The organism is Shouchella oshimensis (genome assembly GCF_002019765.1).
Taxonomy (GTDB): Bacteria; Bacillota; Bacilli; order Bacillales; family Bacillaceae_D; genus Shouchella; species Shouchella oshimensis.
The window spans coordinates 465421-487016 of the sequence record NZ_KV917380.1 but is presented as its reverse complement, the minus strand read 5'-3'; the positions used below and the strand labels follow the sequence as shown (position 1 = coordinate 487016).

General features: G+C 40.1%; 24 protein-coding genes. 12 read left to right on the top strand and 12 right to left on the bottom strand.

Translation table 11 applies throughout. The features are described from left to right. Positions 1–282: 282 nt before the first annotated feature. The gene (locus BK583_RS02360; RefSeq protein WP_055735386.1) at positions 283–828 is read right to left on the bottom strand and encodes a phosphatase PAP2 family protein; all 546 of its coding nucleotides are present in this window, start codon (positions 826–828) and stop codon (positions 283–285) included. Between the two features lie 458 nt (positions 829–1286). On the opposite strand from BK583_RS02360, the gene BK583_RS02355 reads away from it, so the two are divergent. After that, positions 1287–1901, top strand: a complete 615-nt coding sequence (locus BK583_RS02355; RefSeq protein ID WP_055735387.1) for an alpha/beta fold hydrolase — start codon at positions 1287–1289, stop codon at positions 1899–1901. Positions 1902–2031: 130 nt separating this feature from the next. Here BK583_RS02355 and BK583_RS02350 read toward each other — a convergent pair whose 3' ends face one another. The 3 genes from BK583_RS02350 to BK583_RS02340 form a co-directional block, all read right to left on the bottom strand. Further along, positions 2032–2850, bottom strand: coding sequence for an STAS domain-containing protein (locus tag BK583_RS02350; protein ID WP_055735388.1), 819 nt, complete (start codon positions 2848–2850; stop codon positions 2032–2034). 138 nt (positions 2851–2988) lie between these two features. Further along, positions 2989–3456: a helix-turn-helix transcriptional regulator gene (locus BK583_RS02345; RefSeq protein WP_055735389.1), complete on the bottom strand. Its 468-nt coding sequence runs from the start codon at positions 3454–3456 to the stop codon at positions 2989–2991. A 290-nt stretch (positions 3457–3746) separates the two neighbouring features. After that, positions 3747–4613: a helix-turn-helix domain-containing protein gene (locus BK583_RS02340; RefSeq protein ID WP_038483883.1), complete on the bottom strand. Its 867-nt coding sequence runs from the start codon at positions 4611–4613 to the stop codon at positions 3747–3749. Between the two features lie 150 nt (positions 4614–4763). On the opposite strand from BK583_RS02340, the gene BK583_RS02335 reads away from it, so the two are divergent. Then, entirely contained in the window at positions 4764–5372 is a 609-nt protein-coding gene (locus BK583_RS02335) for a DUF1541 domain-containing protein (RefSeq protein WP_055735390.1), read from the top strand. 40 nt (positions 5373–5412) lie between these two features. Here the strand turns inward: BK583_RS02335 and BK583_RS02330 are convergent, their stop codons facing one another. The 4 genes from BK583_RS02330 to BK583_RS02315 all read right to left on the bottom strand — a co-directional run bounded on the left by BK583_RS02330 (position 5413) and on the right by BK583_RS02315 (position 8970). Next, positions 5413–6801: a catalase gene (locus BK583_RS02330; RefSeq protein ID WP_055735391.1), complete on the bottom strand. Its 1389-nt coding sequence runs from the start codon at positions 6799–6801 to the stop codon at positions 5413–5415. A gap of 84 nt (positions 6802–6885) precedes the next feature. Beyond that, complete coding sequence (locus tag BK583_RS02325) at positions 6886–7359, bottom strand: GNAT family N-acetyltransferase (protein WP_055735392.1); 474 nt, start codon at positions 7357–7359, stop codon at positions 6886–6888. 21 nt (positions 7360–7380) lie between these two features. Then, the gene (locus BK583_RS02320; protein WP_055735393.1) at positions 7381–8112 is read right to left on the bottom strand and encodes a nucleotidyltransferase domain-containing protein; all 732 of its coding nucleotides are present in this window, start codon (positions 8110–8112) and stop codon (positions 7381–7383) included. A gap of 378 nt (positions 8113–8490) precedes the next feature. Continuing rightward, entirely contained in the window at positions 8491–8970 is a 480-nt protein-coding gene (locus BK583_RS02315; RefSeq protein WP_169836822.1) for a hypothetical protein, read from the bottom strand. A gap of 20 nt (positions 8971–8990) precedes the next feature. Between BK583_RS02315 and BK583_RS02310 the strand changes: the two genes are divergently transcribed. Next, positions 8991–9629, top strand: a complete 639-nt coding sequence (locus BK583_RS02310; RefSeq protein WP_055735395.1) for an SGNH/GDSL hydrolase family protein — start codon at positions 8991–8993, stop codon at positions 9627–9629. A 23-nt stretch (positions 9630–9652) separates the two neighbouring features. Here BK583_RS02310 and BK583_RS02305 read toward each other — a convergent pair whose 3' ends face one another. Continuing rightward, the gene (locus BK583_RS02305) at positions 9653–9853 is read right to left on the bottom strand and encodes an acyl-CoA thioester hydrolase/BAAT C-terminal domain-containing protein (protein WP_055735396.1); all 201 of its coding nucleotides are present in this window, start codon (positions 9851–9853) and stop codon (positions 9653–9655) included. 82 nt (positions 9854–9935) lie between these two features. After that, complete coding sequence (locus BK583_RS02300; RefSeq protein ID WP_055735397.1) at positions 9936–11120, bottom strand: MFS transporter; 1185 nt, start codon at positions 11118–11120, stop codon at positions 9936–9938. 269 nt (positions 11121–11389) lie between these two features. Here BK583_RS02300 and BK583_RS02295 point away from each other — a divergent pair, with 269 nt between their 5' ends. The 4 genes from BK583_RS02295 to BK583_RS02280 all read left to right on the top strand — a co-directional run bounded on the left by BK583_RS02295 (position 11390) and on the right by BK583_RS02280 (position 13439). Beyond that, positions 11390–11590, top strand: a complete 201-nt coding sequence (locus BK583_RS02295; protein WP_038483903.1) for a hypothetical protein — start codon at positions 11390–11392, stop codon at positions 11588–11590. 117 nt (positions 11591–11707) lie between these two features. Continuing rightward, positions 11708–12196 carry a ferritin gene (locus BK583_RS02290; protein WP_055735398.1) on the top strand — a complete coding sequence of 163 codons (489 nt, stop codon included), beginning with the start codon at positions 11708–11710 and terminating at the stop codon, positions 12194–12196. 147 nt (positions 12197–12343) lie between these two features. Further along, a complete protein-coding gene (locus BK583_RS02285) occupies positions 12344–12778 on the top strand; it encodes a MarR family winged helix-turn-helix transcriptional regulator (protein ID WP_055735399.1) in 435 nt (144 codons plus the stop codon). Between the two features lie 13 nt (positions 12779–12791). After that, a complete protein-coding gene (locus BK583_RS02280; RefSeq protein WP_078440002.1) occupies positions 12792–13439 on the top strand; it encodes a YczE/YyaS/YitT family protein in 648 nt (215 codons plus the stop codon). Between the two features lie 67 nt (positions 13440–13506). On the opposite strand, the gene BK583_RS02275 is transcribed toward BK583_RS02280, so the two are convergent. Continuing rightward, positions 13507–14088 carry a TetR/AcrR family transcriptional regulator gene (locus BK583_RS02275; RefSeq protein WP_055735401.1) on the bottom strand — a complete coding sequence of 194 codons (582 nt, stop codon included), beginning with the start codon at positions 14086–14088 and terminating at the stop codon, positions 13507–13509. Between the two features lie 201 nt (positions 14089–14289). Between BK583_RS02275 and BK583_RS02270 the strand changes: the two genes are divergently transcribed. The 5 genes from BK583_RS02270 to BK583_RS02250 all read left to right on the top strand — a co-directional run bounded on the left by BK583_RS02270 (position 14290) and on the right by BK583_RS02250 (position 19867). Further along, the gene (locus tag BK583_RS02270; protein WP_055735402.1) at positions 14290–15495 is read left to right on the top strand and encodes an MFS transporter; all 1206 of its coding nucleotides are present in this window, start codon (positions 14290–14292) and stop codon (positions 15493–15495) included. Positions 15496–15764: 269 nt separating this feature from the next. Continuing rightward, a complete protein-coding gene (locus BK583_RS02265; protein ID WP_055735403.1) occupies positions 15765–17081 on the top strand; it encodes a sugar ABC transporter substrate-binding protein in 1317 nt (438 codons plus the stop codon). A gap of 67 nt (positions 17082–17148) precedes the next feature. Further along, complete coding sequence (locus tag BK583_RS02260) at positions 17149–18450, top strand: carbohydrate ABC transporter permease (RefSeq protein WP_055735404.1); 1302 nt, start codon at positions 17149–17151, stop codon at positions 18448–18450. After that, positions 18447–19355, top strand: coding sequence for a sugar ABC transporter permease (locus BK583_RS02255; protein WP_055735405.1), 909 nt, complete (start codon positions 18447–18449; stop codon positions 19353–19355). Before BK583_RS02260 ends, BK583_RS02255 begins: the two co-directional genes overlap by 4 nt. Before the next feature lie 71 nt (positions 19356–19426). Beyond that, positions 19427–19867, top strand: a complete 441-nt coding sequence (locus BK583_RS02250; RefSeq protein ID WP_236702341.1) for a ferritin-like domain-containing protein — start codon at positions 19427–19429, stop codon at positions 19865–19867. 32 nt (positions 19868–19899) lie between these two features. Here BK583_RS02250 and BK583_RS02245 read toward each other — a convergent pair whose 3' ends face one another. Further along, positions 19900–21450 (bottom strand): alpha-amylase family glycosyl hydrolase, encoded by a 1551-nt coding sequence (locus BK583_RS02245; protein WP_055735406.1) that lies wholly within the window; start codon positions 21448–21450, stop codon positions 19900–19902. Between the last annotated feature and the right edge of the window lie 146 nt (positions 21451–21596).

Sequence of the window (21596 nt, the reverse complement as noted above, 5' to 3'; positions counted from 1 at the left end):
GCAATATCCCTCACTTCAAAAAGTATTTTTAAAAAGTTATGCGGTAAAAACAGTTGTTTATATGTTTATCAGCAAAATAACGAAGAAATCCTATGAAGTTCTTCCAATTGCTTTTAAATCTAGTTTACCTATAAAGAGACAATAAGTAAATGAATTTTCTAATAATTTTTTGTGTTCGATCGTATAAAAAAAAGCCTGTTGGGTTCTGTTGCCCCAACAAGCTCTTTCCTCTAGCTTGCCCTGATAATTTCAATTCCAGCTTCCTTATTTGTTCACGTACACCTATGAAACCCGCTTGGCGACATGGCGACGATCCCCTTTTTCTAATTTGTTCATGCCTTTCTTAAGTAGAAACACTACAAGAAGGGCAATGCTAAAGCCTGCAAAAACATCCAGCGGATAATGGTGTCCGAGATAAACACGTGATAGCCCAATAAGCGCGGCACCTAGAAGAAGTAAGCTACCTACTTTTTTATGAAAAAAGAAGATTCCAAGCCCAATGGCAAAAGCAGCAAGCGTGTGGTTAGAAGGAAAGCTGGAAGCCGTATTATGTATGATGAGTAAGTTTACATCATGTTCGACAAATGGTCTTGGTCGATAAAACAATCCTTTTATCACATACCCAATGCCCATTGAAATAATAAGAGCTGCCCCTGTAAACAATGCGGTTTTCATATATATTCTTTTCTTTAAACCAACTATAAAAAAACCAAACAGCGCGAATGCCAACAAAATCGTGACATACTCCGAACTCCATAACATGACCATATCAAGTAGCCTATAATGGCCAGATAAGTCGTTTATTAAACGAAATAGGTAATAATCCATGGTGCACTCCTTTATCTAGTAAACGTTCATATGAACTGAGAGTAGCACCTTTCATTTGATCGTGAAAGGTAAAAGATGCGGAAATGCTGTGTAAAAACATTTGTTTTACTACAAACGTATCAGTAAGTAAGAATCTATGGGGTCAGAAAACCAATTACATGAATTGTAGCTGTTATGACTAGCAACCACTTGGTATACTTAGAAAAACAGCTATAAAAAGGTGTGTTCACTATTGGTACCCTCTTCTTAATGATTGCTATAGCCATTAGCGGTATTCTTTTTTTAATGTATTCCTTTACGTCAAATCCAGATTCAGATCGTCAAGTGGAAGTTGCTGAATTGGTATATTTACTTCCTTTAGTACCAGTTCTCATTTATCTTGTATTCATTTATCATAAGTATAACAGAGGAGACAAATAGCTCTGAAAGGAGAGAAACGCGAGTGCACGTATTTGTACATGGTCTTGGGCAAAAGCCTTCAAGCTGGAATCACTCACACACTTCAAGGACTACCGGCAGCTGAAACTGTCAACTGTCCTATTTTAGTCTCGTTACTAAAAAGAGCAGATGCTACTTATGTAAACGTGTATCAACGTTTCGTTGACTGGTGCCATCAGTCAGATGAACCCCTTCATCTAACAGGTTTATCACTAGGTGGTATCCTTTCTCTTCATTACACAATTGATTACCCAGAAAGAGTGGCTTCCTTATGCTTAATCGGCACTCAATGCGTGATGCCAAAACGATTGTTACAGGTGCAATCTGCCATCTTCCATCTATTACCACGCCGTATCTTTCCTCAAGAAGGACTTCAAAAGCAGGATTTTATTACTTTAACCCGTTCAATGGAAGACCTCGATTTCCGCTCTTCTTTAGCCGGGATTGCTTGTCCCACTCTCATTATCTATGGTGGAAAGGATTATGTTAATAAGCGTGCATCTTTTCAGTTGACTAAAGCTATTCCTAACAGCAAGCTACTATGCATTCCTCATGCAGGTCATGAAGTGAATGAAGATCAACCATTACCTCTTGCAAATGCCCTCCAGTCTTTTTACAAAGATCTCATTCAGTGAAAAGACACGAAAGAAAAGCAGTGCCCTTTGACACTGCTTTTCTTTCCTTATTAAGGGTTGTTTGTACCCAATGAAGTGTATTTATACCAAATAGAGCTCTGTTTAAAAATAGCAACTCAGACGCTAGAAGCTATTGGTCGATTGAAATCTTTCCAAATGCTTGTCTTAACGAGCTATAGATTTTTAAATCTACTTTAATACCTAATGAAACCATTGTTTGAGCAATTTCGGGACGAACTCCACTAATCATTGTTTCGATTCCAATCAACTTAAGCGCATCAACAACTTTAAAGATCTGAGCAGCGACCATCGTATCAATGACGCTTACACCTGATAAATCAAGGATAATGTATTTCAACCCTAGCTGAGAACCTTTATCCAATGCATTCGTCATCAAATATTGCGCTCGCTTTGTATCGATTTCACCGATAATCGGTATGATTCCCACTTCATCGGTTAACTGCACAAGAGGAACAGAAAGTTCGTCAATCGCATATTTCGCCACTTCAATATTATTTGCATAATCTCTCATATACGTTTGGCTCACCTTTTGGATCGCCAAGTCTACAATTTGGTTAAATTTCGAAATAACGTCATACAAATGATTAAAGGAAAAGCCCTCTTCCTCTGCTTGGTCTTTAACAATGACACCTATTCGATCGCGGTAATAGGTTATTTCTTTTAACGCTACATCCAATTTTAAATCAAGAGATACTAACAAGCCTGCAACAGCTTCTCCCCAAATATCCATTGCTTCTTCTGATTCTTCTTTATCCTTTAAAAATGAATGTGCATAGACTTCAATAAGTTCGTGTCGCCACGGTTTTAGCCTTGAAACGAGCGTCGCTTCATCTATATGATCATGCGATGGAGGCATGTTCGCTAATGCCATTTTCTCAGCTAATATGGTTTCTGTAATTGGCTTTAAATAGTCTTTGGATTTGATCATATCTCTATCTTCTCCTGCATCTACATTCTACTATTCACTTGATCCTTACTATCCACTATAGAGTAACACAAACGTAGCAACATTACCCTTATGCCCTTGAATTTCCTATCTATTTCCTTTTCATTTCACCTACGAACCTTACCTCTTTTCATACCGTCCTTTTGCAAGATGTTCCAATGTTTCAAGAGCCGTTTCGTAACTAAATGTACTTTCTATTCTGTAATCCAAATCATCAATAATCCGATAATGTTGGCTTATCATGTTTTGTTGAAGCCTATAACTTCCCAATGTTTTAACGCTTTTCCACCAAATTTTACCACCTTTTGTTTTTTGCCGCACAATCGTTTCACGATCATGACTCAATAACTTAATTACTTCTAAAGGGTCACCACCAAATAACCGTTCAAGAATCTCACTTTCTTGAAAAATGGCACAAATCGCACAAACCAGCGTCCATCCTGCCCGGAGGTGACCTGACTCTAACTGAACGATGGTTTTCTTTGTGACGCCTAACGCATTTGCCATTTGTGTTTCAGTAAGATGACTTTCTTTCCTTAAGGCACCCACGTTTCGAGATACGACAATAATGACATAGTTACGATCCATCTTTGACACTCCACTTTTTTCTCATTATCTTACTCTACTTTCAATTATCTGACTATACAAGCTTCTGTTCTTTTTACTATTTTTTATCGATATTATAAGGATGTAGTAGCTCTCGCTTAAACCATTTCTTCTTAATTGTTATGTAAGTAAAACGTACACGCTTCCCTAGACGCACCAAATCTACATACTATTTCCATTTTATCTTCCTTCCGTTTAATATGCGAAAGGTTTTCGCCTTATTTTTATGATGTTAACTAAAAAGAAACCTCCCTACATAAGGGAAGGTCTCTTCAGTTATCAAAAGTGAGGTTCTGTGGCTCATCATCCAATTCAGATTGCCAATCAACATTTGTTGTAGGAACTGTCTTCTTTACTTCATGAAAGATTAAACTGTCTAACCATACTTGTCCGGGCCCCGATACGTTTAGACCAAAAGCAATCAAGTCACTCTCTTCCGGGATATCTAGAACGATACTATAGATGTTCCAATCGGTATCTCCTATAATTTTACGGTCAAACATATTATCAAATTGGAGAACATCATGTTGCTTATTATCCACTCTCATCCATAATCCACAATATTCTTGAATGCCATTCGTTTTCACAAATCCAGAAAGCTTCATGCGTTTTCCTACATACTTATCCGCTTTGAATTGTTGCATAAGTGTAACAAATCCTCCATTTGGTTTTGCCGTTACCCCCTTTATATAAGCTGACTGCTTTCCTTGGTGGACAACTTGCGTATCTAGCCCAACCTCATAATGCTGTGGTTCGTCCCCTGCTAACATCCATCCTTTTATCGATGTTCCTTCCATCGTTTGATCCCCTTCCTTTAATCCCTTTAATAGTGTACGGTATCTTCCCGGTGGTAGCCCGTATCTTTTTTGAAATGCTCGTGTAAACGACTCCTGACTCTCAAAGCCGACACTTAATGCAACTTCTATAATTCGTTTTCTTGTATGGATTAATAAAGATGAAGCATAAGCCAATCGTCTTTTTCTTACATACTCAACGAAACTCATCTTAAATTCAGCCATAAACTTACGATGAAAATGAGAGGGTGAATACCCCGTCCTTACCGCAATCGTTTTAAGTTGTGTTGGTTCAAACAGTATTTGTTCGATCTCTTGCATACACATTTGCGAGAATGTAGACATTTAACCTTTACTCACCTCCACTTCTTACGTACAGTATACGCTAGACTACATTGACAATATTTGATCAAACTTACTTTCTTTTTTAAGTCAAGCATGCTTTTAAGTAGATTGGAGAATCTAATAACACGACTTTAAAAAGGAGTGTTATCAATGCAATTGAACACATTCATTAAGCATACAGGCGTATGTTGTACGCTCATTATGCTTGTAACAGGTTGTGGCGTCCACCAAAATGGCGGTCAACCTCACCCTTTGAAGGAACACACTGACCATTTTCAAACATTACATGAATCAAAAAATCGCCAGGACATTGGTACCATTCAACAGCACTATTCGAATGAGGTTCCACCTCAACTGGAGGTAGCAGAAGACCCAACGTATCCAGTTGGTTCAAAAGCAATCATTCTGTATGATGCCGTTCCTGGAATGGCCTATGCAGTCGCAACAATTAAAGGAGCATATGAAACAACTGCATACGAAGTTGAGTATAAAGCGGCTAATGATTCTGAGCCCTTATCTTATAAATGGATCATTCAAGAAGAAATGTACGATGACGGGGAAACTTCTATAGAAAATGAGGCATTTGTTCAGCTTCATACACCTATTCCTCAACAAGAAGGAGAGAGGGTAAAAATTGTCGATCAACGGGAAACAACCGTTTATATGATTGATTTTATCTCTAATTCCAAAGAAGACGTTCAAAATTTCAAGTGGGTAACAGAAGAAGATTTAAAACCAATTAAACAGAAGAGCCGTTAAACTCTTCTGTTTCCTTTTCGCAATAAGACGAGGAAATGCCTTATCTCTCGTTGTTCATATTCTGTTTAATTCTTGAGGAAAGTTCCGGTGATACATTGTTCAGCTCAGCTAACACACTTACCTGTAATTCCTGTTCCACTTCCTTTAACTGGCTACCAATGTTTAGAATTAAATCCTCTTGTTCTTTTTCTGGTAACGCTTCAAAGAACAGTCGTGGTTGAGTGTAATCATTTTGTTTCTCAATGTCCGATCGTTGCATAATTCCTTCTATGTACCGGCCATCTCCACTCGTCACTAAATCACCTGGCGACCAGTTCGATTGCTGATTAACCGGTACTTTACGGAATTCGGAACCAATTCTGTGACGTTGTGAATCCCAATAAATGTTAGCACGACCTTGAAGCATCTTGTCGTCTGAGAGCTCTACCCCTTCTAGCAGATGACTCGGAGAAAAAGCGGCTTTTTCCACTTGTTCTTCAAAATTATCAGGGTTCTTATTAAGGGTCATTTTTCCAATTGGAAGAAACGGGAACTGTTGTTCATCCCACACTTTTGTATCATCTAAAGGGTCATACGGTAAGCCATTCGCAGCCTCCATATCCATTACTTGGGTATATAAGCCGTATTCTACTTTTCCACCGGATTTAATGGTGTCATACAGATCTTGTCCTGCCACATCAGGATTTTCACCAGCTAGACGAACCGCCTCATTGTTTCGAATGTAGCGTTCTCCTGCAAGTGGAAACCAAGCCAGCTTCACATAACGACGCTCTCCGTTAGCATTCTTCCATACGTAGGTATTCACGCTATGACCTGGGATATGGCGCAAGCTTTTGACAGTCCCCATATTCGAATATAAGCGAAGGACAAAATGTAAGGATTCTGGACTACGTGCCACAAACTGCCAAAAACGATTGGGATCTATTAAGTTATTTTCAGGTGAAGGTAAAAATGCCTTAATAGCCTCTGGAAAGCGAATCGTATCACGAACCGAAAATACGGGTATATGATTACATACTAAATCATAAATTCCCTCTTGCGTATAAAATTTCGTCGAGAATCCTCGAACATTTCTCGAAGTGTCCGGTGTTCCTTTTGTGCTAACAGCGAGAGAAAACCGGACAAAAACCGGTACTTGCGTTCCCGCTTGTTGCATAAAAGATAATGACGTATAGGAAGACATAGAATAATACGTTTCAAAGTATCCGAAGGCGCCAAATCCTTTTACATGAACAGGTCGCTCTCTTAGCTTTTCGTGAATAAACGTTTGCAACGTTTCATGTTCAATCGTATCTTGCTTTAAGATCGGTCCACGTTTGCCAACGGTTTGTGAATGAAGTCTTGCAGGTTGATCTTGCTCCCAATCATAGCTCCTATTTCCTGAAAATGGTGATGGAAACGGTTGAGTAGCAGAATAGTTATCAGTCATAGATACACGCTCCTTCATCTTACGTTTTCTTCATACCTATGAAGGAGCGGGAGAAATTAGCCTTTCAAATACTCTATTTATTTTTTACATAGCATCCCATCTATACGTCAACAAAACGTTCCCTTCCCCATATTGAGGTACAAGCTTTCTCTCAATTAGACTTGCGCCCATTCGCTCATAAAAAGACTTACTACTATTCGCTTCTAATACCTCAACGGTTGCCTTTTGATGACCAAGACTTGCTAGCTCTTTAAGGATGGTTTGTATGAGCAATTTCCCAATACCCTCCCCTTGATTGTCCTCTAAAATGTATATTGTCAAAATGAGAGCAGTTGATTGTCTTGCACTCGCAAAACCAACAATGTGACCATCACGTTCGTATACATAAATAAGCTGGTCCTTGTCCTTAACGTGATGCGACCAGCTTTTAGCTCGATTTTCAACTGACATACCAGCAAGGATTTCAGATTTAATTATGCCTGTGTATGTAGTGAACCACGCCTGGACATGTACAGACGCGATGCCATTTACGTCTGCTTCAGTTGCTTTACGTAGCATCGAGATCCTCCTTTAACTCGTTTATGTAGCGTAGTTGTTCTTCCCTAAAGAAACCCCATCGAATAACGGGCCTCCTGCTTCATCTAATACATGCTGAGTCAGCCCAATGACCTTTTCTTTCCGACCAGTTTGATAAAAATATTCAAATGCTTGATAAAAAGACTCCGCAAAATGGCTGTCGTATGCATATAAACACCGATAAAGCCATTTTGATTGACCAATCCAGTGACCATTCATACGCAAAACAAACTCTCCTAACTGTTCCATCAAATGGTTAACGATGAAGAACGATTCTCGCTTTCTATGTTCGCCTATTAGATCTTCTAACGTGTCTGTAAGAAAATAGCGCTTTTCCTTTTGCATTTGTGAAGACCAAGGGTCAGGCCCTTTTTGTAAAACCAATTCTGATTCAGCTTTTAATCGTTCATAAAAGTCATGAGTACGGTTGACTAACACCAATCCATCAACCATCATTCGTTGCATGGTAGGGCTCGCGCTTTGTTGATCAGCTTCAAACATAACCCGATACGAAGTGGCAGAATGAACAAACCACTCAACTGGCCAACTATCGCGATAACGCGACTCTCGAAAGGATGAAGACACATGATTATCAAATACAATCATATCTAAATCAGATGTTTTCGTGTGTTCATTTCGAGCAACACTCCCTGCCAATAAGGCTAGCTCACATGCAGGAAACCTATTAGCTACTAGCTCTTCTGCTGTTTTAATCGCTTTCGTGCGGTCAATCATTAGCGCCCCCCTCCCCCTAATTGTTAACGCTTCCATTTTTATAGAAAAGAAACACTGTCACTTCGAGTGTTCTTTCTTGTTTAATCCTTTTTCAATGAGCTGATAGACCGCTTTAGAAAAAGTCGATATATTGTGTTCGGTTTGATAGTTTTTTACCCTTCGAACAATTTCCTCAGGAAACTTTATTAGTTTCGGTATGCGATTCAACACCTGCATCTCCTCTGCATCCTATTCGCTCTAATATAGGAGATCATAGTGGTTTCCAATTTCATTGTCAACACCTGATTTTTCCCTTTGCCTCGGGGCGGTGCTTATAAATAAGAAGAAACTTTTTATACTCTTTTCATAGTTGGATGTTAGCTAATAATAAACTCTTCTTTATCCAATCTGGCTAGTATGGGCAATATAAGCTTTTAATTCGTTTATGAATTGCGCTTCTAACGCCTCTCCTTCTTTAAAGGGAGGTGGAATCATTAAACACTGTCCAATTATGCCTGGTGTCGTCAATCGTTTAAATCGAATTCGTTCTTCATCCATCACCCACATGTACGAGAATAGACGAAACGATAAAAACCGATAGCCCGATAGTTTCCCAAACAGTAGATGACCAGCTTCATGAATGAGAACATGAATGGGAATGGAGATAACTGCCACAATGAGCGCGATCACTAGATCTAACGGTGTGATGGTAACACCACTTATATACATGGGCAGGGAGAAACCGATAAAAGCGCCAACCATCATAAACAATGAACAAATTAGAACATGATATTTCCACATATAAAGAGCCCTCTTTTCTTTTTCAGTTGTACAAACAGTCGCCGTTGCTTTGCTTGCCTTTAAGAGTAAACTGTACAAAGGAGGTGAATCCACCCCTCATGTACACCTATCTCGCAATAGGGGATTCACTCACAACGGAAGATTCACTTAGCCATCAACAAAATGGACTGATCACTCCTTATTTACAGTATTTAAATAAAACCCTAAAAGAGCCGGTTTGTTTAAAACGTTTGGGTGAAGGGACTTTTACCGCCAGGAAACTTTACTGGTATGCATCAAACTACCAGCACGAACATCTCATTTATAACGCATCCATTATAACCATTACAGCTGGAGGAAACGATTTCCTAGACGCTTATGAGATGGCGAAGCTGATTCAATCGGATCGCCCATTCTTACAAGCGGAAATGGTAACCTTCCAAGCAATGGAAACACTTCTACGCTATATCTTGTCTATTAAAGAAGGCTCACGTCAGCCCTATTGTATACGAATCGTAAATGTATACAACCCGTACCCCCAAGAAGAAGAACTTGATCAAGCAATACAAAGCTACAACCACCGTTTGAAAGTGTTAGAAAACCGCGGTACCGTTCAAATTATCGATGCGTATCAAGCTCTACAAAAAAACACAAACCAACTACTCGCTATTGACCATGAACTTCCAAATGAACGAGGTTATCAAAAGTTACTTGCACAATTAATAGCGTCAGGCATTTCTCCTATAAACGAATCGTAAAAACAGGGCATGAGGACTGTTTCTTACGATTCTTTTTGTAGGTGTGTATGGAAGAATTGAATGACTGCCTTCCAAAATTCTATACTTGCCATTGCTGTTTCTCTTTTTCTACCACCTAGAGAAGAAGTAGCAAAAATAGGCAAGTAAGGAATTCCAATATCATGTCCCGCTTCTGGATACAAGATCGTCTTAACATATTCACATGTCTCTGTTTGCGTTAGCACCCCTTGCCTTCATTTTAATCTCCGCCATGTTCCTCTCCTCTCATTTTAAACCACTAAAAAAAGAGCGGATCACCCGCCCTTTTTACATTCGCTTCCATGTTTTGAGCCAGATAATAAAACAACCGCTCAGCAAGAGAGCTGAACCGATATAGACTACACGTATGTCCATGACATCCGCCAAAATTCCAACCAGAAAGGCTCCCATGCCGAAAGCAAGAGTCGACACAGCTCCTTGCACCGTATACACATATGCTAGTTTTTCTTCTTCAATTTGTTGTTGCAAGATCGTGTGTAAGGCTACACTTCTCATTTGTTCACAAACACCAACACCAGCTACCAGCAAAAGCGCAAGTAGCGGAATGGCATGCAAGGCAAAAACCGTCGTTAAAACTGCACCACCACTAAACCCGACTAAAAGCAACAGCGGTAGCCGCCTCTCACATACATGAGCCATTTTCACAAGTATTACGCCTGCGAGAATGAGGCCTGCAAAAAAACTGGCGTTCATGAACCCCCACCACGCTTGCGAAACATGGAGGACTTCATCAACAAACACGTATACAATTGCCGCAATCCATACTACGCCGGCAATGGCCTCTAATGCTGTTGTTGCCATAACCCGTCTGAGCCAAGGCGTTTCAAGAACTTTCTTCCACCCAATGCCCATACTTACTCTCCATTCAACCGATTGTGAATGTGGACGGCATTGCGGAGCATGTAAACCCACTAGTGAAAAGAAAAGGGCTGCAATGATGGAAAAGCCAATAACTGCAATAAATACGCCTTCTGCATGAAGCCACACTAATAGGATGCCACCAACTGGCCAACAGCTCATACTCACTGTCTCAAAGACAACAGATGAAGTGCTATTTGCCTTCATCAAATCTGTTTTGACGACGATTTGCGGCAGTAATGCCTGACTCGCTGGATCAGAGAGACCGTCCAAGAAGGCAACCATGCTTACAGCAAAAAATAGCAGGATCACGTTTTCAAACGAAATAAGGCTAACTAAACAAAGAAACAGAACACTTTTCGTCCATTGACTTCCTGCTAAAATGGTGGGTAGGGCATAGCGTCTTAACAATAAAGGTGCCACCAAACTAGACACAAAACGAGTACCTGTAATAACCACAGGAACCAAACTCATTATGAAAACAGAACCAGTCTGTTTCCACATAACGTCCATAAGGGCAATGATATACAGCACCATGACAGCACTATTATTGGCTTGCCCTATTAGCAACAAAAAAAACGCTTTTGAGCGCATGGCAAAAACACTCCTTCTTCCTATTCAGTTTTTGAAAAGCTGAAAAGAGAAAAAATGTTTACACGCCCTGTTCGCTCCAATCCATCTACTTATAGGAATAGTGTACCATTTCTAACTGAAAAAATTGACAAATTTTGTAGTAATTTTTTTTAAAATCGTAGGACCAGAATTCTTGAAATCATCCAGCTTCCTATGTTAGAAATAAAGAAAATCAAGTTTTCACTATCTCACTTACGGGAAAAAATGAATAAACGAAAGGAGCGATTGTCATGGCAGAAGAAACAAAAATACAAAACTTACATCGTGTCATCGTCACAAAGGGAGAGTTTAAAGACAAAAAAGCACATGTGATTAATATTTATGACAATACCATCTCTGTCGAATTTGATGACTATACCGGGCGTGACGACGAACTACAGCGTACAGTTATTAAACACGATGACTACGAGAAAATTGAGGATGAAGTGTAACAAGTAGGTTCCAAAACCATTCATATGCTATAGTGAAGAAAGTAGTAACGCTGTTTTGTTGTTGCTACTTTTTCAATCTTACCTACTACTCTTATGAGATAAGGAGCGATGCCAATTATGTTATCAGAAAATCTTGCTTCTGCACTTAATAAACAAATGAACATAGAATTCCAAGCGGCACATGATTACATGGCAATGGCAGCTTACTGCCACTCTATTAGCTATAATGGGTTTGCACAATTCTTTCTAAATCAAGCGGCTGAAGAACGGGAACACGGGATGAAAGTGTATACCTATCTAAATGACAAAGGTCATTTAGCCGTATTTGACGCCCTTGATGCACCAAAACGTGATTACGGTGCGTTAATTGATACATTCAATGCAGCATTAGCACAAGAACGAGCCGTAACCAAAAGTTACTACGAAGTCTATGCCATTGCTGAAAAAGAACGAGAATACCAAACCCTTTCGTTTTTAAACTGGTTCTTAGACGAACAAGTGGAAGAAGAAGCAACCTTTGAAACCCATATTGATTACTTAACCCGTATAAAAGACGATGCGAACGCTTTGTACAATTACGAACAAACCTTTAGCAGCGCTGAATAAGTGAAAGCAGATGAATGAAATCATTCATCTGCTTTTTTTAATCCCTAACTGAATGTCCATATAGTTGTCTCACAAACTACTTTGACAGCACTTCTTATTCTTGATATAGTTGTTGCACGAACTTTATGAAGAAGGAGTGTGATTCGTTTGGATTCATTCGACGAATCCATTGGGTTTGCAACGGCGCAAACCCATCGTATGATGTTTCGAGCCTTTACATCCTACTTAAGATCATTTGCTATTACACCAGAACAGTGGACAGTTATTAAAAGACTTTACACCAATGGCGACCTCACTCAAAAGCAACTAGTTATTGCTGCTGAAAAAGATAAAGCCACGCTGACGCGGATTATTGACTTGCTTGAAAAAAAAACACTTATAAGGAAAAAGCTTAACAATGAAGACAAACGTTCCCACTACATTTGTTTAACGGAACATGGTATTCAGCTGTACAAAGCGGTTCAACCTGGTACAGAGCAATTCTATAAAGATTTAGTAAAAGATATTTCAACGACTGATCTAGCTAATTACATGGACACGCTTCAGAAACTTCAAGAAGCATGTCGGTATCATATTGATTAAAGAAGGGATTCAATTGCACGTTTTTCAGCGCTATGTACTGTTTTTATTAGGCATCGTCTCTATGGGTTTAGGCATTGCCCTTACGACTCGATCTGATCTCGGAACAACTCCAATATCAAGCGTTCCATATGTATTGAGTCTTGCGCTTCCTTTGTCCCTTGGTACCTTTACTTTTTTAACATTACTGCTCTTTGTCTTTCTCCAAAAACTCATTCTTAAAAAGGATTTCCCTTTTATTCAATATGCACAACTTATGATTGCGCCTTTACTCGGTATGAGTGTTGATCTCGGTATGTATCTTACCTCGTTTTTAGAGCCTACGTTCTATTTAGAGAAAATCGGAATTGTGGTCATTGGCAGTTTTTTTGTTGCATTAGGGGTCACATTACAAATAGAAGCTAAAACCGTCATGAACGCTGGTGAAGCGATTGTTCATGTACTCGCCAATCGTTTACGGAAACCATTTAGCTCCGTAAAAATATACTTTGACTGGATGCTTGTTTTAACTGGCTTACTTCTATCTTTAGCGCTTCTTGGAGGGTTTTACGGCATTCGCGAGGGTACGTTAATTGCTGCCTTTCTCGTTGGCTTATTCGTGAAGTGGACTCACTTCTTTCGTACAATGATCCATCGTCGATTCTTTTTAAAGGGTTCGGAATAAAGGTCACTCTTCACATGATGAAAGGGAAGGAAATGACCTTCCCCCATCACGATCAAGTACCCATCAGCTATGCTCTAATACCCCGCCAATAGACGTTCCAAGACTCCTCTGCTTGCTTACTAATTTCATCTGGTGTATAAAAAACTACTTCTGTAACCAATCCTTCAATTAAAGCAAAGTACGTATATGCCATTGTTTCAGAATCAAGCTCTGTCGTTAAAATGCCTTGTTTTTGACCGTCTTTCATAACAACAGAGAAAAGAGCACGTACCTTTCTTTCACTCTCACTAAGCATCTCTTTTAATGGTTCTGCTAATTGTTGAGGTGGATACTGAAGAAAACGGCTGTAAAATTGATTGGCTGGGTTATCTTGGGTCCAGTCATGAACATACGTTATAAACGCTTGATAAAGCTGCTTCTCAATGGGAACATTCCCTTGTCCAAGAGAACCTTCAATAAATGTTACGTAATCCAGTGACATGTCCATTACTAGATCCAAGAATAGTGCCTCTTTGTTTTTATAATGGGCGTAGAGAGATGGTTTCTTAATTCCAACACGTTCGGCAATATGAGCCATTGATGTTCCCTCATATCCGAGAGTTGCAAACAGCTCCGTACTTTCGTGTTTAATTTTTTCTTTTGTGTGCATATCATTCTCCTTTACATCTTTAAACGTCTAGGTTATAATCCTTATCTACCGACCGATCGTTAGGTTATAGGTTCATTGTACTGATTTTTTTTTGTTCTGTAAAGCCAGCTTACCACTCAAACCTACCTAACGTTAGGTTTTGTACATGATAAACCTTTGTTCGGTCATACTATTCTTACTGTCTTAAAGGAGATCGACTCTATGGCACAAACACCATTAAGAAAAAATTCAACGTTCGTGCTCCTGCTCGTTGCAGGTATCTTCGCTGTTGTCGGCTTTAGTATGTTTTTAACGACAACAACGTGGTATGTTGTAACCATTCTTGGATCAGCAAGCTCACTTGGTATTGTCTTAATCGCTGCTACCGTCCCTCGTTTGCTCATGATGACTTTCGGCGGCGTTGTAGCAGATAAATATAAAAAAACCACCATTATGTTTGGAACCAACTTAGCTCAGGCCCTCTTACTGCTGACGATTTATCTACTTGTCGATTTGGATCAAATGACGTTTATTCTTTTGTTACTATCAGCTGCTGTTTTTGGTTCACTTGATGCATTCTTTGGTCCCGCCAGTTCATCAATGATTCCAAAAATTGTTCCAAAAGAACAACTGCAAAAAGCAAATGCGTACTTCCAAGGGGTTGACCAAATTTCTTTCATTATTGGTCCGATTGTAGCAGGTTTAATTATGGAAACTGGCACAGTAGCAACAAGCTATCTCGTTGCTACCATTCTTGTCTTTCTCTCGGCGATTGTCATTTTTCCACCTTTTATTAAAGAGGCACCTGTGGAAAACCGCATTAAACAAAGCCCACTAAACGATTTACGGGAAGGTTTCCACTATATTAAAAGCTCTAACTTCTTACTTGTTGGTTTAGCCGTATTGATTACACTGAATTTCTTTGTTTTCGGAGCCCTGCACATCGCCATTCCATTACTAGTCAATCTGCATGACGGGACACCCATTCATTTAAGTTATATGGAAGTCAGTTTAGGTGTCGGCATGGTGATTAGTACGTTCATTCTAAGTTCAATTCCAATCCGACGCAGGGGCTTCACCTCATTAATGGGGCTCTTTGCTGCTGTAGGAACTTTACTATTATTTAGTATGGCTCCTAGCTTGCTTCTACTCACAATCATTGTCTTTTTTATTGGTTTTTCAATGTCGTTCGTTTATATCCCTTTCTTTACAGCGGCACAAGAAAATACGGATGGTAGATTGATGGGTCGTGTCATGAGCATTATTTTCCTTGCTATGAATGGCTTTGATCCGATAGCTTATGGACTTGTCAGTGCATTAGTCGCTGCTGATGTTAGCATCCAGCTTATTTTGTTCGGTCTCGGGCTTGTCGGCTTACTAATCGCATGCATTGTAAAATGGAAGGCACCATACTATGCTAAATCTTAACAGTTGTCTTAAACACCTATCGGGATCACTGATGGGTGTTTTGCTTTTTTATTTTTTGTCGAAAAATATTTATAAGCACCGTATTTTACGACTCGGTGCAAGCGTTTGCGCTTACCGTAGAAGGATGTACAAGGCATATCGTCTTATCATTCTCGGCTAAAACATCTTCTAAGCATTGCTATGACTACTGTTACCCAACATAAACAGCTTGTTTTCCACATACACCTTTACTAATGAAAGATGCTTTCATTACTAAGGGGGAGTCAAGAATGGCGTTTAAAAAAACAATCGGTACACTTATTTCCGGGGCGCTGTTAACAAGCTTATTAGTTGGCTGTACAAATGGAAATGAAAAAGAGCCTGAGGAAGTGGCAAATGAACCAAATGAGCCACCAACAGAAGAAAGTTTATCACCTGAAGAAGGGGCACACCTCATACTCTGGGACAATGGAGATGAAGAGGCGGAGTGGGCGGCATACGTTGCGGAAACATTTGAAAAAGCGTATGGTGTTCCAGTCGAGTTACAAGAGGTAGGGCATACGGATGCACCAACGAAATTGGAAACCGATGGGCCTGCTGGTCTCGGAGCTGATGTGTTTAATGCCGCTCACGATCACCTTGGAAAAATGGTGTCGGCAGGACTTGTTTATGACAACTATTATGCAAGCGATTACAAAGAAGCATTTATGGATGCATCTGTAAGTGGGGCCTCCTACGTTGATCAAGATGGGCAATTAACAATGTATGGTTTCCCTCTTGCCATCGAAACGTATGCACTTTATTACAATAAAGACATTGTAGAAGAACCTCCAACCACATGGGAAGAGTTGTTCACTACAGCAAAAGCGTTCCAAGAAGAGTCCACAAATAGTGAGCGCAGGTTTGGCTTTATGATGGAGCCAGCAAACTTTTACTATACCCATGCGTTTATGGCAGGCTACGGCGGCTATGTATTTGGAGATCAGAATACAAATGCTAAAGACCTTGGCATCGATAATGAAGGTGCCATTAAATCAGGGCATTTCTTAGCGTCCATGCATGATGAGTTATTGCCGTTAGCTATTGAAGATATTACAGGTGATGTGATTTCTTCTTTCTTTAACGAGGGCAACCTTGCTTATCGCATTTCGGGTCCTTGGGATGTCCGCAATCACGAAAGCGCAGGGGTGAATTTTGGTGTGGCCCCACTTCCATTACTAGAAAATGGAGAAGCCCCACAATCATTTTCTGGTATTAAAGCGTATTACGTCAACTCCTATAGTGAGTATCCAAAGGCAGCTACATTACTAGCACAATTTGCATCAAGTGAAGAGATGTTGTTAAAGCGTTATGAAATGACTGGTCAACTTCCACCAATAAAATCACTGATTGAACATGAGCTTATTCAACAGGACGACATTTCAACTGCCTTTTTAGAGCAAGCCTTACAAGCTGTTCCAATGCCGAATATGCCAGAAATGATTTCTGTATGGGGTCCAATGCAAGTAGCCTATACGTCTATCTGGAATGATGGAACGGACCCTGAACAAGCATTAAAAGCTGCTCGGGAACAAATTGAAGATGCCATTGCGACGTTAAGTCCATAAAGCTTCATTAGCCAACTTCTTGAGAAGAAGTTGGCTTGCCATTCACGCTAGTAAAGGGGTGAGAACCGTGCGCAGTCATAAGAGCCTCGGCACGCTATTGTCAATTATCTTTATGGGGTTCGGTCAACTGTATCATCGTCAATTCGTAAAAGGCGGGCTTTTTATCGCTTTAGAACTTTATTTACTGTTGTTTTGGACATTACCTTTTCGAAATGCAATGTGGGGCTTATATACTTTAGGAGAGACCACTCAAACAAGAGTTGGTTTCACCATCGTTCAAGGCGACCACTCGATCTTTCTATTAATCGAAGGAATCATTTTTCTTATTTGTGGGTTACTCTTTCTATGGATGTATGTGCTAGCCATACGTGATGCACGCCGAGTCGGGTTTCAGCGAGATCAAGGAAAAAAAGCCAATACCTTTAAAGAAACATGGAGATTATTAACGGATAAGGGCTTTCCTTATTTTCTATTGATGCCTTCTGTCTTCTTTACAGCCTTTCTCACTATACTCCCACTTATTTTCGGAATTGCCATTGCCTTTACCAACTATTCAGCACCAAATCATATTCCACCAGCCTCCTTAGTTGATTGGGTTGGTTTCCAAACATTCATCGACCTGTTCAATATGAAAACATGGAATCGGACGTTTCTCGGTGTATTCTCTTGGACAATTATTTGGGCAGTGTTGGCAACTGTGACGACCTTTTTTGTTGGTTTATTTTTCGCTGTACTGTTAAATTCAAAAGGCATTCGATTTCGGAAATTTTGGCGTAGCATTTACATTTTGCCTTGGGCAATTCCTTCGTTTGTCTCCATTTTAATTATGCGTAATTTATTTAATGGAGAATTTGGTCCCATTAATCAATACGTTGAATTTCTAGGTCTTGCCGCCGTTCCTTGGCTTAGTGATCCGAACTGGGCTAAATTTACCCTTGTTCTTGTGAACATTTGGTTTGGCTTTCCGTTTTGGATGGTGTTAATGAGTGGGGTCATGACCAGCATTGATCGGGAGCTATATCAAGCAGCTGAGGTAGATGGCGCTAGCGGCCGTCAACGTTTCATAGGCATTACGCTTCCCATTGTTATGTTCTCTACAGCACCACTCCTCATTATGAATTTTGCAGGTAATTTCAATAATTTTAATTTGATTTATCTTCTTACACAAGGTGGACCTGTTAATATCGACTATTCTTATGCTGGTTCAACTGATATCCTCATTTCATGGATTTATAAACTGACATTAGAACAAAGTCAATTTGCGATTGCTTCTGTTATCTCAATCTTAATCTTTTTCGTTCTTGCTGCCGTATCGATTTGGAATTTCAGACGAACCCGGGCTTTTAAAGAGGAGGACACGATGCTATGAACCGCAAACAAAAAGATCGTTTCAGCTCGTTTTTTAAGCATCTTCTCTTAACCTTTGTTGCTATATTTACTGTTTATCCCGTGATATGGATTGTCATGGGTTCGTTTAATCCAGGAAGCTCCCTTTTTACCGCTCAAGTGATACCAGGAATGAACTGGTCTCTCTTTTGGGAAGGCATGCGACAGTTTGACTTTCACACTGTTATGGAATCCTTTCGTTCCATTCGATTGACGCTCACCCATTATAGTCATTTATTCCAAGAAACCAATTACCTGCTTTGGTATAAAAACACATTGAAGATCGCATTTTGGAATATGGTTTTGTCTACCTTTCTTGTTGTCACAGCGGCTTATGCGTTTAGTCGTTTTCGCTTTCCTGGTCGTAAGCAAGGATTAATGACCATGCTCGTCCTGCAAATGTTCCCGGGATTTATGGGGATGATTGCTATTTATATTTTATTGCTGCAACTGAATTTGCTAGATAATCATTGGGGACTAGTCCTCGTTTATGCCGGTGGATCCATCCCTTTCAATGCTTGGATTGTAAAGGGCTATTTTGATACATTACCAAAGAGTCTTGAAGAAGCCGCAAAAATTGATGGAGCAGGCAATGCAACGATTTTTGCTAGGGTACTTATGCCGCTCTCTGTCCCCATCCTCGTCTTTGTCGCTGTTTCAAACTTTATTGGCCCGTGGATGGATTTTATCTTTGCTCGACTAGTCTTACGTTCAAATGAAAATAAAACCCTTGCCATTGGTTTGTTTGAAATGGTTACAGGACGGGGCAATACGGAATTCACCCTATTTGCTGCTGGAGCCGTTCTTGTCGCTGTACCCATTACCATTCTCTTTATGATGTTTCAACGGTTTATGGTGGAAGGACTTAAAGCAGGAGCAAATAAATAATGGCAGGTGCATAGACTTCATGTAAATTCCATACTACTAAGAAAAAGGATGGTAGAAGGGGCTAACGCGCAATGCACATGGATGCACACGAAGTGAAAACATTAAATCAGTTGTTAGAAGGGCAGTATATGGGAATTCACTCATACGATCACTTTTTAGAACACCTTTCAGAAGAGTCATCCTTATACGACACGATGACTGCCATTCATCATGATTTGGAAAGACACGCTTCCTTACTCGCCGCCCGTATTGAAGCTCTTGATGGTGTACCTGTTAAAAGTGAAGGCACTATGGGAACCATTCAACGCTGGCTGGGTGAACTGTTTGATCGTCCCCATGGTGAGGAGGACATTCTTAAACACGCCATCAAAGGCGAAAATATGTACGGTATTCGGATGTCTGAAAAAATTGCCCGACAAGGTTTGGACGAAGAGAGTTTACAGCTCGTTCATCGTATCATTGATGAACAACGTGAGCACGTCGATCAATTAAAAAAGAAACTCCATCATTAAAAAACCAGCTACGAGTATGTAGCTGGTTTTTTTCATTGACTAAAGACGACGGTTGAATAAGGTGCCAACTGAACGCTTTGCCCATCCTGTTCCAAATCGCCATTCCGATAATATACATCTACCCATTGTTCTGGCAGTTGTACATTCACTCCTTCTCCTGTTAAGTTATGCATTACAAGGACGCTCTCTTTATCGAATACGCGCTCAAACGCAACAAGCCCCTCTTTTTTTATTTCAGAGACCTTCACCTCACCATCCATTAATAGAGGGTGACTTCGTCTTACTGCTATTATTTCTCTATAATGATGAAGCAAAGAATCTTCATTTTCCAGTTGAGCTTCTACTGCGACTTTCTCTCGATTCGTACTATAGCGACGTTCAATCCATGTTGTCTCTTCAGGACTTTTATCTTTCTTCCATATCATCGGCTCCCGAATATGTTCATCTGGCTTCATTCCTTCAAGCCCCACTTCTTCACCATAATAAAGATAGGGGTTTCCCGGCAGTGTGAGCAAGAGAGAAGCAGCCATTTTCGCGTGTTCTTCATTTCCGTTAAGCTGACTCATCACACGATCAATATCATGGTTCGTTAAAAAGGTACTATCTACATACCCTTCTGCAACAGATGAAAAATGATTTCGCACTTTTTCCAACCCTGAGGCAATTCCCGTATCCCTTTCTTGCTGAACAGAGGAAAGAATACGACTAGATAAATCAAAGTTAAACCCACTATCAAGCCCTTGTAGGTACTGTCCTACCACTGACGCACTATCCCATACCTCACCAACCAGCATGGTATGAGGTTTAATCCCTTTCACATGAGCATTGAAATCCTTCCATAAGGCAACGTTCTCTTCATGATGATCCTCCAATTGATAAGCACTATATAAGTATTTGGCTGCGTCTAATCGAAACCCATCGATCCCCACTTCCTCTAACCAAAATTGGCTTGCTTCTTTAAATTCATCCATTACCTGTGGGTTAGCGAAATTCATGTCAGGCATACCGTGCCAAAAAACACCTTCATACTTTGGCTCGCCCTCTCCATGCCAAACAGGCTGTTGCCAATCTCCTACTTGATTAAGATTTGTTGATTCGTCACTCCAAACATAATAATCACGATACGGCTCATCTCCTGCTAATGCCTTCTGAAACCATGGGTGTTCAGAGGAACTGTGATTCATAACGAAATCAATGATAACGTCAATGCCACGATTGTGGGCTTCCTCTACGAATGTTTTCATGTCTTCTACCGATCCATAATCAGGATGTACATCTGTATAATTCGTTACGTCATACCCATGATAACTCGGCGATGGATTAATAGGCATGAGCCATATCCCGTTTATGCCAAGATCTTGTAAATAATCAAGCTTATTCGTCGCTCCTTTTAAATCACCGATACCGTCTCCATCTCCGTCTGCAAACGCTCGCACAAATATTTCATAATATACCCGACTTTCTGCGTCTTCTACGAAAGGTGTTTCTTTTGACCACTTCATTGCCTCTTCCTCCCCAGGAAAAGCGTCCGTACAGCCGCTCATGAAAACGATTGGAGCGATCCATGCGATTCGTTTTCTCACGTTTAGCGCCTCCTACTTCATAAATCTGAACCTTTCCCTTGTATATATGAATGACTCACATCGTCTATACCTGTGCAAATGGTTTCCCAATCCTATCTTGAAAGCGATCTCATTTTAGGAGTCTCTCCTTTTTTAATCAAATGGCT

What these genes read in the sequence shown, in the direction of transcription:
- BK583_RS02360 (WP_055735386.1), bottom strand. Translation starts at nt 828, where the DNA reads ATGGATTATTACCTATTTCGTTTAATAAACGACTTATCTGGCCATTAT.
- BK583_RS02355 (WP_055735387.1), top strand. Translation starts at nt 1,287, where the DNA reads ATGGTCTTGGGCAAAAGCCTTCAAGCTGGAATCACTCACACACTTCAA.
- BK583_RS02350 (WP_055735388.1), bottom strand. Translation starts at nt 2,850, where the DNA reads ATGATCAAATCCAAAGACTATTTAAAGCCAATTACAGAAACCATATTA.
- BK583_RS02345 (WP_055735389.1), bottom strand. Translation starts at nt 3,456, where the DNA reads ATGGATCGTAACTATGTCATTATTGTCGTATCTCGAAACGTGGGTGCC.
- BK583_RS02340 (WP_038483883.1), bottom strand. Translation starts at nt 4,613, where the DNA reads ATGTCTACATTCTCGCAAATGTGTATGCAAGAGATCGAACAAATACTG.
- BK583_RS02335 (WP_055735390.1), top strand. Translation starts at nt 4,764, where the DNA reads ATGCAATTGAACACATTCATTAAGCATACAGGCGTATGTTGTACGCTC.
- BK583_RS02330 (WP_055735391.1), bottom strand. Translation starts at nt 6,801, where the DNA reads ATGACTGATAACTATTCTGCTACTCAACCGTTTCCATCACCATTTTCA.
- BK583_RS02325 (WP_055735392.1), bottom strand. Translation starts at nt 7,359, where the DNA reads ATGCTACGTAAAGCAACTGAAGCAGACGTAAATGGCATCGCGTCTGTA.
- BK583_RS02320 (WP_055735393.1), bottom strand. Translation starts at nt 8,112, where the DNA reads ATGATTGACCGCACGAAAGCGATTAAAACAGCAGAAGAGCTAGTAGCT.
- BK583_RS02310 (WP_055735395.1), top strand. Translation starts at nt 8,991, where the DNA reads ATGTACACCTATCTCGCAATAGGGGATTCACTCACAACGGAAGATTCA.
- BK583_RS02300 (WP_055735397.1), bottom strand. Translation starts at nt 11,120, where the DNA reads ATGCGCTCAAAAGCGTTTTTTTTGTTGCTAATAGGGCAAGCCAATAAT.
- BK583_RS02295 (WP_038483903.1), top strand. Translation starts at nt 11,390, where the DNA reads ATGGCAGAAGAAACAAAAATACAAAACTTACATCGTGTCATCGTCACA.
- BK583_RS02290 (WP_055735398.1), top strand. Translation starts at nt 11,708, where the DNA reads ATGTTATCAGAAAATCTTGCTTCTGCACTTAATAAACAAATGAACATA.
- BK583_RS02275 (WP_055735401.1), bottom strand. Translation starts at nt 14,088, where the DNA reads ATGCACACAAAAGAAAAAATTAAACACGAAAGTACGGAGCTGTTTGCA.
- BK583_RS02270 (WP_055735402.1), top strand. Translation starts at nt 14,290, where the DNA reads ATGGCACAAACACCATTAAGAAAAAATTCAACGTTCGTGCTCCTGCTC.
- BK583_RS02265 (WP_055735403.1), top strand. Translation starts at nt 15,765, where the DNA reads ATGGCGTTTAAAAAAACAATCGGTACACTTATTTCCGGGGCGCTGTTA.
- BK583_RS02255 (WP_055735405.1), top strand. Translation starts at nt 18,447, where the DNA reads ATGAACCGCAAACAAAAAGATCGTTTCAGCTCGTTTTTTAAGCATCTT.
- BK583_RS02250 (WP_236702341.1), top strand. Translation starts at nt 19,427, where the DNA reads ATGCACATGGATGCACACGAAGTGAAAACATTAAATCAGTTGTTAGAA.